Source organism: Paenibacillus agaridevorans, from assembly GCF_018604145.1.
Classification (GTDB): Bacteria; Bacillota; Bacilli; order Paenibacillales; family Paenibacillaceae; genus Pristimantibacillus; species Pristimantibacillus agaridevorans.
Genome location: NZ_CP075889.1, coordinates 410,239 through 423,306, shown reverse-complemented (window position 1 = coordinate 423,306; position 13,068 = coordinate 410,239). Strand labels below are relative to the sequence as shown.

Sequence of the window (13,068 nt, the reverse complement as noted above, 5' to 3'; positions counted from 1 at the left end):
CCTTACATTTCGATAGACATAATACGATGTATAAGCCAGAAGCATCCGCCTAACAGCAGCAATGCAATCGTTAAGAGAACATACCCGAAGCCGCTGTACAGCGGGGCCATATAATCAGGAGCAGCCCATCCCAGAAAACCGAGAAAAACAAAAGGAACCGCCATCATGATCCGCGCCTCGAATCGCTTCTGCGCCAGCAGCACGGCAATCTCTCCGTCGACGCTCATCTTCTCGCCAATCATCGACGACGTTCGTCTCATAACCTCCAGCAGATCGCCGCCGGATCGTTTGCATGCGTTCAGCGTATCGCCGAACATCGTTATTTCGTCGATGCCGGCACGCCTCGCGAAGTCTCGGACAGCTTCGTCAAGCGGAATCGATTGATCCAACAGATGGCCGATTACTCGCAGCTCTCTCAGAATATCCGCGTTCGGCTCGGTATAAAGCAGACTTAAATCCTCCCAAGCAGCCCGGAACGCATTCTCTGCCGAACGTCCCGCGGCGAGCGAAGACGTTAAGGAAAACAACAGCTCCTTGAATTGCATCTTCAACCGTTCTCTCCGCCTGCGAAGCAGGAAGCCGCGCCGCCATCTTGGAGCCGCGGCACCAGCCAAAGCTCCTATCAGGGATAAAAGTACGGAATGATAAAACAAATATAAAGCGACGAACAGCATAGCCGAACCTCCAAGGACGGACGTTACTACCTCCCTTCTGTTCATCTCGTATTCCGTATAATCCGTCATAATCGTCCTTCTATCGTGTTGATTCCATTCTTGTTCGCGCGCGCTGGCGTCCCTCCATCCGCACCAGCTCATGATCTTATTAACTAGATTCCGGGGTTTGCTTCTCGCCGATATACTCAGATCAGACCCGCCTCCTTCCCTGCGGCCCTGAGCTTATTCGTCCTCGCAAGCGGAACTTCCGTCCGCAACAAATGTCCGGCAGATGCGCCTTCCTCAGGTTCCCCTCTTACGAATAGTGGATTTAATGTAATTCTGCCCTCCTCGACGCCACCCATCTCGCAAATTTCCATCACGCGGCGTCTGCGGTCTCTGCCGCGGCTTAGATGAATGACGATGTCAATCGCGGAAGCGATTTGCCCCCGAATGACGGGCAGAGGCAGCTCGGCGGCGCCAAGCACCATCGTCTCCAAGCGTCCCATCATATCCAGCGCGCTGTTTCCGTGACCGGTGGAGATAGAACCCTCATGCCCGGTGTTGAGTGCCTGCAGCATATCGATGGCCTCCTCGCCGCGAACCTCGCCTACAATGATTCGGTTCGGCCTCATGCGCAGCGATGCGCGTATAAGCTCCCTAATCGTGACGCTTCCTTTCCCTTCCGTATTCGAATTTTTTGTCTCCATCGAGACCAGATTAGGCACCGAAGCGATCTGCAGCTCGGCGGAATCCTCGATTGTGATGATCCGCTCCTCGCTCGGAATATGTTGCGACAAGGCGTTAAGGAATGTGGTCTTGCCCGTGCCGGTGCCTCCGCTAATAAAGATGTTGTATTTGGCCTCTACCAGCTCTTGCAGGAAAAAAGCCGCTTCCGTCGTAAGAGACTCCTTCTCTACCAGTTCCTTCATGCTCATGGGGCGTTCCGGGAACTTTCGGATCGTCACACATGGACCGCTGAGCGAGACTGGCGGCAGCACGACATGAACACGCGAGCCGTCGGGCAGCCTTGCGTCTACTATGGGCGAGGATTCGTTTACGATCCGATTGACCCCTGCCACGATACGCTGAATGAGATCCTGAAGCCGCTCCTCGCTTTCGAAGCTCTCCCGCAGCTTCGTCATCTCCCCTTGCCGCTCTACGAAAATATCCTTATGGCCATTGATCATGATTTCGTTGACGAGCGGATCCTCCATCAGCGGCTGCAGCAGATCAAGTCCGCGAAAGGAATGGTAGAGCCGCTTGACCAGCTTGACCTTGTCCGCCGCGGAAAGGAATCGGCTCTCAGGCCACTCAAAAACGACGCTTTCGGTTTTGCGAAGCAATTCTTCATCCGTAATGGAAGCGGTGAAGTCGATCGATGCTCTAATACGGCTGCGCAGCTCCGCAATACTTTCATCCGGCGGCACGTCTGCGATCTCCCTCTGACATCAATCGTTTTACCAGCAGACTGGCTGCGGCCAGATAAGACGAGGATGCAAGGGGCGAGCAGCCCTGTGAGCGCCATTCCGGCACCTCTGGCAGCCATGCGGAAGATTCCTTTAGCAGTCCTGTCATTCCCCCGAACGCGTCGGCTTCTACTGCTCGCGAGCCGCCATTGCATACGAGAAGACATCTCTTCCACAGGTCTCCGCAACGTCCCTCTGAATCTTGCCGAAAGTAGGACATGGCCTGCCGCTGCTTGTCGATAACAGAACGATCATTCCTTACGACTTCGTAGACGAGATCGACCTTCCGCAACAATGAAACTTGCGCTTCCGACCATCCGGCATCCATATCCAGAACAAGCAGATCATAGCCTCCGCTCGATGATATTGCCGCAGCAAGCCCGGCATAATCCTCGCCGCCTAGCGTCAGCCTGTCCTCCGGATTGGCGAAACCGGGCATATAATCGCACTTCAGCACGGCGTTGTACCTGCGAGAGCTCTCCAACTGTTCGCGTGTCACGGCATTGCCCGACTTCACAAGATAAAGAAGATCGGATAGACCCGCGCCAGCTTCCTCCCGTCTGCCGTCTCCAAACCAGACCCGTGTGGTGTCCCAGCATTCCAGATTGACATAACAAGCACGCATGCCAGCGGCTCCGGCCGCAGCCGCAAGATGGAGCGCAACCGTCGTCTTGCCAACGCCGCCTGCTGCCGAATGCACGGCTGCGACAAGCGTTCGCTCCGTTCCCGCCAAGCCCCTCAAGCCATTAGCTGCCAGACTAACTGAACGCTCTATTCCTGCACCGTCGATACATATTCTCTCCAGTGCATTCATCAACTGCGGAAGCGCTTGGTAACGATACAGTTCCAGTTCTCCTTCGCCAGAAGCCGGTCGATCGCTCAGCAAAACAACCGGCACGCCTTGCGCTGAGCGACGCAACTCATCCGCGAACTCCCGCTCCGCGACGATGATGTCGATACTGAAGCCCTGCTTCATATACCGCTTGCACGAGTTAACGCTCGTGAATGCCGTTATCTGCCATCTCGCCGCATAGACGCTCCCTCTGATGTAGTCAGCGAGCCTTCTGAGATACTCCTTCTCCTTGACCGCAACGGCCAATTGCAGCTTGTTCATCCCATCCTCTCCTCTTCTCCAGCGCTATCACCGCCAAAACTCCGCTGCAACACAAAAAGCACCGCAATGCATGCAGCCTATTGCTGCAACATTGCGGTGCTTCCGCTGGTGGTATTGAACTTTGATTAAGAATCTACCATATACTAGTGTGATACGTCAACTATTTTCATTTTTATGATCAATGAAAATAGAGGCTGATCTCTCTTTCCGCGTTATCCTCGCTATCGGAGCCATGGACAATATTGCTGGCCACATCAATAGCGTAATCGCCGCGGATCGTGCCCGGCAGCGCATCGGAAGGATTGGTGGCGCCGATAAGCGACCGCGCGTTTTTAACCGCGTCCTTCCCTTCGAGCACCATCGCGAATACGGGACCGGATGTAATAAAATCTACCAGCTCATCGAAAAATACTTTCGAGCGCAGATGATCGTAATGCTCTTCGGCCACCATACGATCCAGTTGCATAAGCTTCGCCGCGGCCAGCTTGAACCCTTTCTCCTCGAATCTCGAAACAATATGACCCGTCAATCCACGGGCAACTCCATCCGGCTTTACCATCACAAATGTTCGATCCATTGCTACCCCTCCATCTTTATTCATAGGTATTGACATTTATTTCGCAAGCCATTCATAAATAATGCCGGCCGTCTCTTCGATGGCTCTGTTCGTCACATCGATGATCGGGCAATCCAGCGACTCCATAACGCCAGCCGCATAATCCAGTTCCTCCCGAATCCGATCCGGCGAGGCATATTGCGCCGTAGACGGCAAGCCCAGCGCCTTTAGCCGCTCTGTGCGAATATGCAGCAGATGATCCGGCTGCATGGTAAGCCCCACAATGATTCTCCCCGGCCCCTGCCTCAGCTCCTCGGGCGGCGTCACCTCCGGCATAAGGGGCAGGTTTGCCACTTTGATGCCTTTGTGCGACAGGAATACGCTAAGCGGCGTCTTCGAGGTACGCGACACTCCGATGAGAATAACCTGCGCTTGCGTCAGACCGAATACGTCCTTGCCGTCGTCGTATTTGACTGCAAATTCAATGGCTTCCATCCGCTTATGATATTCTGCGTCGATCGAGTGGAGCAGCCCAGGCTGCCTGCGCGGAAGATCGTTGAAGGTGTCGACATACGCCTGCATCATAGGGCCCATGACATCGACCGCGCGGATGCCCACCTTCACCGCTTCCTCCCGCATCAGCTCCCGCAGCTCCGGCTGCACGAGCGTGTAGCTGATAAAGCCGCCCGTCAGCGAGGCTTCCGCAATAATACGCAATATTTCGTCTTCCGTGCGAATATGTGCGTAACGTTTTATTTTGACATGTTCGGTCGAAAATTGTCTGAGCGTCGCCTTGGCAACAGCTTCCGCCGTCTCCCCCACCGCGTCCGAACAGACATAGATGTATGGTTGCTTCATAAACCAGGCTCCCCCAATTCCTGAGATGTCGCGTGTTCCGCCATCAAGCGAATAATATTCGATTTGGACACCCAGCCCGTTACGATTGGTTGTCCTGCGCCATCATCCGATTCGACGGTAACGGGCAGGCAGTCCACTTGATGAAGCGACATTTTGCGAATGGCGTCGAGCACAGAATCGTCCGGCGACAGCGTCACGATATTTGGATATCGCGTCATGACCATGCTGACGGGAATAGAGGCCGCACCGGCATTGCCAAGCGTGATCTTTAGCAGATCCTTGGGGGTAATGATGCCCGCAAACCGCTTGTTCTCCGTAACAACGAGAAGCGTGTCCGCATTCTCCGTGAACAACATAATGACGGCATCGTGAACGGATAACGTATCCGGAATATTTACCGGCACCCCTTGCACGTCCTTCACCTTCATCGAGTTGAATCTCGGCAGCGGTTCTCCGGCCGTCCTTAACGTATTTCCGAGGAAATAACCAACCTTGGGCTTCGCGTCCAGCATGCCCAGCATGACAAGCAGCGACAAGTCCGATCGAAGCGTCGGCCGGCTCACGCCCAAATATTCCGCAAGCTGTTCGCCTGTAACAGGCGAATGTTTTTTGACGAGATCCAGAAGCTCTAACTGTCTGGAAGTAAGCTGAATCGTTCTCCCCTTCTTCCCTATTATGAGTCACATTAACTATATTTGTGTCTTAATTAACTTGAAATAATATATCATATATTCTTTTACCGCACAATACGAGGAACAAAATCACCTGAAGGTGATTCAAAAACCCCAAAAACGTCCCATCACTCACCGCCTATTGGACATAAATGACGTTTTTCTTCGATTATTTAGGTTTTCGAAAATCTAAAGGACATAAAGAGGTTATCTATTTAATTGTGCAAAGGTGAAATTGTGGGCGAGTGTCCGGAAAGAAATGAACGGGAGCAACTGAACTGCAACGGAAATGAGAGGCGTTATTTCAGCAAAAAGCCGCACTTCGCAAATCTAATGGAACTGACAGCCCTTATGATGGGCAAAAGCTCGCGATTTGCCTGGATTTCTCACGAATAACGTCGCAGAGTTCCGTTGGATTTTAAAATCACGCCAATCGCTCGATATAAGGGCCCTCATTTCCGTTAACAGGTTGCCGGCGATTGATTGCAGCTTAATTTCCAGTTTTGCACACAATGAATCGACGTCCTCCTATACGACCTTATTGGAATTATCATTGAGCAAGTTGGCTCCATAATGATCAAATAACGTCGTTCCTGTCCTTTAGATTGGGGAGAGGTCGAAAATCGGACAAATAGCGTCGATGGTGTCTGTTAGATTTTTCAATGTGAAGGATGTTTTCCTATGGTTGAAACACAAAAACGCCCCCGGCCCCGCTCTCAATCGAGCAGCTCCAGAGGCGTAAACGCCCAGCACTATGCAAATTCAACTATCGTAATGTCTACGCTTATCTTCAAAATATAAACCCACTTGCGTTTCATCGATTCTGCTCTATTAACCGCATCACATGTCCCTGGAACTGTTCCGGCTCCACCGCATGATTATAAATGCCGAGGAATGCCGCGGTCGCATCGGGATTGGCAGCGATCAGCCCGTTCACATCATGCTCCTCCGGCGTAAACGGCACGTTTTTGGTGAATTGGCACGCCATACGGAAGCGGGACATCATGGCCTCCTCCGTCTGCTTCTGGTAAGCTTCCGACATAACGTCCCAATGTCCCTCCCAGCGGCCCTCATACCCATTTAGCACTCCCGCCAAAAGGCGCGCGCTGAGCATGGCATCCGGCATCCCTTGCCCAACGGCGGGATCCTTAAAAGTGAGCGCATCTCCGACAAGCGCCCATCCTTCTCCCATGCCTCGATGCCAGTCATTGTCATAACCCAGCAGCCCCTTCACGTGTCCGTGAAGCGATGCTTTAGGAAGCCTGCCCCCTATCGCCGTGCCCTGGAAGCTGTCGAGAACGATTGCGCTCATCGCTTCCCCGGGCGCTTGCCTAAATCGTGACATCCAGTATTCGTCGGCAAGCGGGAACATGATCCCCACCACATGCAGACCGTCGCCGGTCGGGAACACGATTCCCAGCTTGTCGCCGACCTTGTACAGCTCGGTGTGTAATTCGCCTTCCTGCCGATAGTTCTCGTAATAGCCGATGTATGAAGCGAAATCGGTGGGCACGGAGATCAGCGTCTCGGCTCCTGCCAGCTTTCTGACCGCGGAGTTGCGTCCGTCGGCTCCGACCACCAGCTTGGCGGGAAACTTCATGCGCTCTCCTGCGCGAGTAACTCCTTCCACGCCGGCAACCGCACCGCCTTCCCACAGAAGCCCCGTCACTCGGAAACCCTCCAGCGTGGATACTCGCGGCCTGTTCGAAGCATGGCGGAACAAAACATCGTCCAGTACCGTCCTTCTGATACAAAGACAGTCGTGACGTCCCTTCACCTCCGGGAACTGGCCGTCGATAACGGCATCATCGAACTGAATGACAGCTCGGCTGTAGGTCGGCGTGCCCGATGCGAGCAACGAATCCAGCACCCCCATCTCCTCCAGCATCGCCATGCCGTGCGTCAGAAAATTATGCGTGGACAACGTATCGCTCGGAAACGTCGCCTTGTCGAGCAACAGAACGCTATAACCTGACTTGGACAGCTCGTAGGCGAGCGTGGAGCCCGCTACTCGGGCCCCCGCAATAATGACATCGTATGCTTGCATGATATCGCTCTCCTTCTGATCAGGATGGTTCAATGACAATCAGCGTGGCGGACCGCTTTGGCAGCTTCAGAGACAGCATGCCTTCTCCGCCGATCACAATATCTCCCGTTTTGCCGAGCCTCTGAGAAGCGCTGAAGGAATAGATTTCGCCCTGGGCTCCTGTGCTGATGCCGGTATTCAGCTCGATATCTCTCGACAAGGTGTCTTTGTTAAAAAGCAGCATATAGGTTTTGCCATCCTCCCCTTCAATCGTGTACGCGCCTACGGCATCGTACAAAGAAGAACCTGTCTTTACGCTGCTGCCTTGAATGGAGGAGCCTTTGCCGTCGTAGTCCAAATACAGCTTGAACGCATCTTCGATCGGCGTGCCTGCGCGGAAGTTGCCAAAGCGCGTAGCCAGATCAACGCCTTCCCTGCCGAAGATGGCAAGCGCCTCTGCCTGCGCGAGACCGGCCGTGATGCCCACTCCATTGCCGAAGTTGTATTCCGTAATCGCCAGCTTCAAGTCCGGCATGCTTCCCGCAATAATCTCCTTCATCCGCGGTATAAGGCGAACGGGCTGCTGGATCCAGGATTGATCCACGAAATTATCGTCGTACAGCGTCTTAAGCGCCTGGAAGCGCCGTTTGGCCGCAAGAGGGCTTTCGTCCTCGGAAGGCACGGCCTGCTCCTGCGAATAGTAGTGAATGTCGAGATAATCGATCAATCTTGTCCCTGTATCCGCTTCGTGCTGCTTAACCTGATCGAGATACCACTCCAGGAACGGCTTGCCGCCGTGAGCCTGACGGTCCGGACCGTCCGCGCACATATCCGCGGAGGAATAGAAGTAGCCGCACCAGCCCCATGCTACCGGGCCGAACAACAACGAATCGGGATCGGCTGCCTTGATCGCCGAGCCGTATTGCACCGTTTTGTCCCACAGCTCGTCATAGGTCGGAGCCTCGGGATGCACGTCGCGATGCGTCACATGCCAAATTTCCGGTTCGTTGTCGAGGGCATACATGCGCACTTTGTCATCCGTGCGGCCCGCGATGTGGTTAATCCAGCCTGTCGCGAATTCCGGTCCTACCTGAACGGACGTATCGCCAGGATCGTTGCCCGTGACATGCTCTCCGCTTGCCAACACGCCATTGCCCGCATCCCGCAGATCGGGAGACCAGCGAATCTGATTGCCGTACAGATGCTGCGAGAACCCATAGCTCACCGTCCTGTCTTTCGGCGTCCAGCCGATGGTAGGTACGGTAATGAGCACATTATCGCCTCGTCCCAGCACCCGATCGATAAATTTGTCCGAGGTCGAGCCATGAGGCAGCAGTTCTGGTTCGTCGTTGTCATAAGGGTAGTTGATATAGAACCAGTCGTCCGCGCGGTTAGCCGTATCAAGCTGCCAGTTGTATCGCGTCGTTTGGTTGCCGCCCCACCGTTCGATCGGGAAGGACAGCGCAGAGTCCGTTGGATAATTATCATCAAAATTAATGCCGTAGATATCGTTGCTGATCGGCTTGCGCTCCGAGGACTGGTCGATGTCTATCGAGATGCGCGGCAATTCCGGCTCCGGCAATTGTCCCGGATTCGGATTGGCCAGCAGCGCGATATCATCGATATAAACCGTTCCTTGGTCGGCTTCGGTGGCCGCTTGCAGGATAAGACCGTCAAACGTGCCGGAATCCAGTCCCAGATCTGCCAGGTTCACCGTCACCTTCGTCCATTGCCCCGCTGTCAGAACGCCGTCCGGCAGCAATTCTCCCAGATGTACGACGCCTCGCGACTGTCCGCCGTCGTATACATGGAACATAAGCGCCTGCCCGCCTTCTTCGCCGCCATGCAGCCAAAATTCGAAGCCGTAATACTGCTCCATGTTCAGCTTCTGCTCGCGATTGATCCAGACGCCGTCCCAGCCGTCCGGCTCGAATTTGATCGAACGGCTGCCGCTATGCGTTTGCTCCGTATTGGCGAAGTCCTTTTCATGCCAGCTGTAGTTGCGGTATCCCTCTGCCAATCCATCTGTATACAAGGGCCGCGACTCGACTTCGGTAATCTGCACATAACCTTCGGCCGTAAAAGTCCGATAGTTTGCGCTCACCTTTACAATGCCTTCACCCAGCGCCGTCAGCTTGCCATTGTCGATTGTCATGAGATCCGGTCGATCAACGGACCATTCCGCGTCATCCGTCACGATCGACGTGTCGCCGGAAATGGAGAAGGTCTCGGCATGGATTTGGCGTTCTTCGCCAGGCATCATCACGACTTGAGGATGACTCAGCCGCAGTTCGGCCACAACGGCCTGCGCCGCTTGCCTTGACGTGACGCCAATGTCGTCGATATACACGGCCGGCTGCCCCCCTGCAATTCCTCCTGTCAGACGGAAGCCGTCGAACAGGCGGTGCTCCAGCTGCAATTCCGCCAGATCAATCTCCACCGCTGTCCAGGCATTCGCCGGAATGCCCTCCGGAATCCAGCGTTCCAGAGGATATTCGGCCGCCGCCACTCCTCCTGCCGTTAGCGCCAGCTTAACGGACTGGCCGCCCTCCGCGCCGCCGTTAACATAGAAGCGCAGCTTCTCATATTCGTTGACCGTCAGCAAATTGCCGCTGTACAGGTACAGAGCCCGATCTCCGTCCGGGACAAACCGAATAGCGTTTTCGCCCGTGCGTCTGACCTTTTGCTGCTCCAGTACAACCTCGCCCCAGCTGTAGTTCACCATGAAGTCGGCCAGCCTATCATCATAGAGATAGACCCCCTGAATGGGCTCGACAGGCTCCACCGGCCCCGGCTCTTCCCCGCCAGGTTCTCCACCTCCAGTTCCGCCGCCGGGTTCTTGACCCGTCTGTTGTCCTCCGCCGCCAGTGCCCGTGCCGGTGAAAGCCATGCTGTCCAAGTAAATCGGACTCTGCGCTCCCCCGCCCCAGATCAAAATGCCGTCCATCCAGCCTGTTACGCCCGAAGCCGCGAGCGGCACAGTAACCTTGGCCCATTCGTTCCCTGGCACACCTTCCGGCAGCAAATTGGCGGAATCCATCTCGGCGATGCTTCCGCCGCCCAGAGTAAATACGAGCTTGAACGCCGCCCCCTCGCTTCCGCCGCCATGCACCCAGAAGCTAAATTCCTCGAATTCGCTGGCATTCATGATTCGATCCTTGTAAAGGTAGACCGCCTCTCCATGGCCAGCCGAAAACCGGATCGATCTAGACCCTTCCCGTACCGTTCCCGTCTCTTCCAGATTGACGCCAGACCAGCTGTTATTGCTAAATCCCTCTCCCAAACGATCGTCAAATACGGTTAAGGCCTTCCCCGAGCCGAAGGTTCGACTTCCCGGTATAGCCATCTGCGCCAGCAGCAGCGCCGCCATTAACGCAAGCGCGATGGCCCTGATCCCTTTGGTTCTTATGCCTCTTTCCATGTTCATTCTCCTTTTCACTGGCAAGTCTTGGATTGATCAATCACAGTGTAAAAGAATCGCCGGAATCCCAGTAGTTACAATCCGTCATCGTTTTTGTCATACGTGTCACGAAGTGGCTTGCTATGCCGAGTCTCGATCACTCTCCTAAACGCGCAACAGCCGCCGGTCGGCATCCCATCCCGGGAAGCCAGCCAGCGGCTGTCGTCAACATCAAACATTATTTAACATGCTCCAACCAGCCCAAAATCAGCTCAGAGGAATGGTAATGACGAGTTCGCATCCTGCAGGCAAGCGGTCCGCACCAGCGGATGCCCGTACAGACACGCTGCCCCCGAGCAGCTCCACCCGTTCCATCATGGAGCTGAGCCCGAAGCCCGGGGTGCTCTGTTCGTAAGGCTCGCCATCGTTGGAGAGGCAGAACCGGAGCTCGTTCTCCTCGCACGCGATACGGAAGCGGAAGCGATAGCTTCGGCCATGGCGAATGCCGTTCGTCAGTCCCTCTTGCAGCGCATGGCATAAAACTCCTTCCGTTACTTTGCCCAGCGACAGCTCGCGAGGCAGCGAAATATCGCTCTCCACCTTAACCTCCATCGTGTCCTCCGCATACTGAATGAGTTCGCGAAGAGAAGCCTCCAGCGACAGCGGCTGTTCTTCGTCCGACTTCATCAGCCGAACCGTCTTGCGGATATCGTTTAACCCTTTGCGCACCAACTCATCAAGCAAATCCAGCTTTTCTTGAGGAACTCCGCCTTGCCGGTCGGTCAGCTTGCGGGTCGCCTCCAACTGAACGATTGCGGCGGTTAACGTATGACCAACGACGTCGTGCATTTCATAAGCGATACGATTGCGCTCCTCAAGCACCGAGATCTCCGCGAGCGTCTCCGCCTTCTCCCGCAATGTAACGGCAAGCGTCCGGTTCGCCCGCTCCAGCTCGGAGGTTCGGGTATCCACCAGCTTCTCCAGATTACGATGGAATTGCTCCAACTCCCTGTTCTTCACCAGCAGCTCAGCCGCGTTGCACTCCGACTCCAAATGCACCTGACGCACGCGGACCACGATGACCATGACCGTACAGATCAGAAACAAAAAAAATACATTGGGCAGCATGCCCTCCACCACCCTGTACAGATAGGGGAACTCCATCATAAGTCTCGTTAGCGGCAGGGGGAAGATAAACGCAATAATACTGACGATCGACCCCATCGTAAACGTCCAATACCCGCGCAGCAGCCAGCGTTTCTCCAGCCGTGTCGTTTCCCCTCGCGATCCGTAAGCATGACGCGCCAGTGCATAAGTCACCGTGCCGAAGCCGACGAGCGCAATAAAGAGTTCGCCCATCCCGACCCATTGGTGGAAGATGCTTGGTGCAGCAGCCGCGATCAAGATCGCTGCAGCCGAATAAAAACCCATCGCATAATGCGCGAACTTGACATAACGGAAGCTTCCAGCGTTAAGCGCATTCGTATAGAACCCCATGCACGCCCAAATCGCTAATGGAGTGAGCAGCAGCCCCCAATGGTAGGCACTGCTCATAGGAACGAACCATTGCAGAGTACGGCAAGTTAGCAGCAGCCCCCAGCTGGAAGCCAGGCAGAAGAGCGAGAACCACCCGTAGATACGCTCCCTCCTTCTGAGAAACAGCACGAGTCCCGTAACTCCGGCCGCAGTTCCCAGCATGGAATATACGATGAATGCGAGCTCCGACACAATGGAGATGAATAAAATTTGATCCAGCTCGCCCATCATGACGAGGTCGTGTCCCAGCAACCCTGCCTTTTCCCATTCCGCCCGAATAAGCAGATGCCTGCCGGGAGTATCCGATGGTATGCTTGCCGCATGTATCATTCGCGTGGGACTCATATAACGAAGTTTGCCATCCATATTGAACCGGTAGATAGATTCGCCATCCAGGAATGCTTCGAATCTATTCATCATCGAGAAGTACAGATAGGGATTGTTCCAATGCAGATCGGGCAAGGGCCGCTGCAACAGCACCGTGCCTTCATAATTGTCGAGCTTGGCTTTGGCGGCTTCATCAAATGGCACCCACTCGGCCTTCTCCGGCGATGACTCCCCGAAAGCGACCTCCCAGTGCAGAGACAGTACAGTGAAAGGTTCTCTTCCCCCATCAATCCGGCTCGACTGGCTCAATAGCACCATGGGCAGGAATGTGCCTATGACAACGGCGCAAACAAGCAGCCATGGCAGAAAGGATAGACGTTGCCTTAGTAATTGCATGCAAAGTTAGCTCCTTATGCGGCGTTTTTTGCCGCCCTTCTTGACCTGAGCGAGTTGCGATT

General features: G+C 54.7%; 10 protein-coding genes. All 10 read right to left on the bottom strand.

What is annotated here, in order from left to right:
• Positions 1 to 2: 2 nt before the first annotated feature.
• Positions 3 to 743 carry a type II secretion system F family protein gene (locus KJW29_RS01700; RefSeq protein WP_214628517.1) on the bottom strand — a complete coding sequence of 247 codons (741 nt, stop codon included), beginning with the start codon at positions 741 to 743 and terminating at the stop codon, positions 3 to 5.
• Between the two features lie 116 nt (positions 744 to 859).
• A complete protein-coding gene (locus KJW29_RS01695) occupies positions 860 to 2,083 on the bottom strand; it encodes a TadA family conjugal transfer-associated ATPase (protein ID WP_214628516.1) in 1,224 nt (407 codons plus the stop codon).
• Positions 2,070 to 3,236 carry a P-loop NTPase family protein gene (locus KJW29_RS01690; RefSeq protein WP_214628515.1) on the bottom strand — a complete coding sequence of 389 codons (1,167 nt, stop codon included), beginning with the start codon at positions 3,234 to 3,236 and terminating at the stop codon, positions 2,070 to 2,072. Before KJW29_RS01690 ends, KJW29_RS01695 begins: the two co-directional genes overlap by 14 nt.
• 178 nt (positions 3,237 to 3,414) lie before the next feature.
• The gene (gene ndk / locus KJW29_RS01685; RefSeq protein WP_214628514.1) at positions 3,415 to 3,813 is read right to left on the bottom strand and encodes a nucleoside-diphosphate kinase; all 399 of its coding nucleotides are present in this window, start codon (positions 3,811 to 3,813) and stop codon (positions 3,415 to 3,417) included.
• Between the two features lie 36 nt (positions 3,814 to 3,849).
• Positions 3,850 to 4,650, bottom strand: a complete 801-nt coding sequence (locus KJW29_RS01680; RefSeq protein ID WP_214628513.1) for a pyruvate, water dikinase regulatory protein — start codon at positions 4,648 to 4,650, stop codon at positions 3,850 to 3,852.
• Entirely contained in the window at positions 4,647 to 5,303 is a 657-nt protein-coding gene (locus KJW29_RS01675) for a helix-turn-helix transcriptional regulator (protein ID WP_343222824.1), read from the bottom strand. Before KJW29_RS01675 ends, KJW29_RS01680 begins: the two co-directional genes overlap by 4 nt.
• An 832-nt stretch (positions 5,304 to 6,135) precedes the next feature.
• Positions 6,136 to 7,368: an NAD(P)/FAD-dependent oxidoreductase gene (locus tag KJW29_RS01670; RefSeq protein WP_214628512.1), complete on the bottom strand. Its 1,233-nt coding sequence runs from the start codon at positions 7,366 to 7,368 to the stop codon at positions 6,136 to 6,138.
• A 19-nt stretch (positions 7,369 to 7,387) separates the two neighbouring features.
• Positions 7,388 to 10,768 (bottom strand): glycoside hydrolase family 44 protein, encoded by a 3,381-nt coding sequence (locus KJW29_RS01665; protein WP_214628511.1) that lies wholly within the window; start codon positions 10,766 to 10,768, stop codon positions 7,388 to 7,390.
• Positions 10,769 to 10,842: 74 nt separating this feature from the next.
• On the bottom strand, positions 10,843 to 10,986 hold the full coding sequence (locus KJW29_RS01660) for a hypothetical protein (protein ID WP_214628510.1): 144 nt from the start codon (positions 10,984 to 10,986) through the stop codon (positions 10,843 to 10,845).
• Positions 10,987 to 11,014: 28 nt separating this feature from the next.
• Complete coding sequence (locus tag KJW29_RS01655) at positions 11,015 to 13,006, bottom strand: sensor histidine kinase (protein ID WP_214628509.1); 1,992 nt, start codon at positions 13,004 to 13,006, stop codon at positions 11,015 to 11,017.
• Positions 13,007 to 13,068 lie beyond the last annotated feature (62 nt).

Bases quoted from the DNA above. Each gene is read 5' to 3' on its own strand.
- KJW29_RS01680 (WP_214628513.1), bottom strand. From the start codon at position 4,650: ATGAAGCAACCATACATCTATGTCTGTTCGGACGCGGTGGGGGAGACG.
- KJW29_RS01700 (WP_214628517.1), bottom strand. From the start codon at position 743: ATGACGGATTATACGGAATACGAGATGAACAGAAGGGAGGTAGTAACG.
- KJW29_RS01665 (WP_214628511.1), bottom strand. From the start codon at position 10,768: ATGGAAAGAGGCATAAGAACCAAAGGGATCAGGGCCATCGCGCTTGCG.
- KJW29_RS01670 (WP_214628512.1), bottom strand. From the start codon at position 7,368: ATGCAAGCATACGATGTCATTATTGCGGGGGCCCGAGTAGCGGGCTCC.
- KJW29_RS01660 (WP_214628510.1), bottom strand. From the start codon at position 10,986: ATGTTTGATGTTGACGACAGCCGCTGGCTGGCTTCCCGGGATGGGATG.
- ndk (WP_214628514.1), bottom strand. From the start codon at position 3,813: ATGGATCGAACATTTGTGATGGTAAAGCCGGATGGAGTTGCCCGTGGA.
- KJW29_RS01690 (WP_214628515.1), bottom strand. From the start codon at position 3,236: ATGAACAAGCTGCAATTGGCCGTTGCGGTCAAGGAGAAGGAGTATCTC.
- KJW29_RS01655 (WP_214628509.1), bottom strand. From the start codon at position 13,006: ATGCAATTACTAAGGCAACGTCTATCCTTTCTGCCATGGCTGCTTGTT.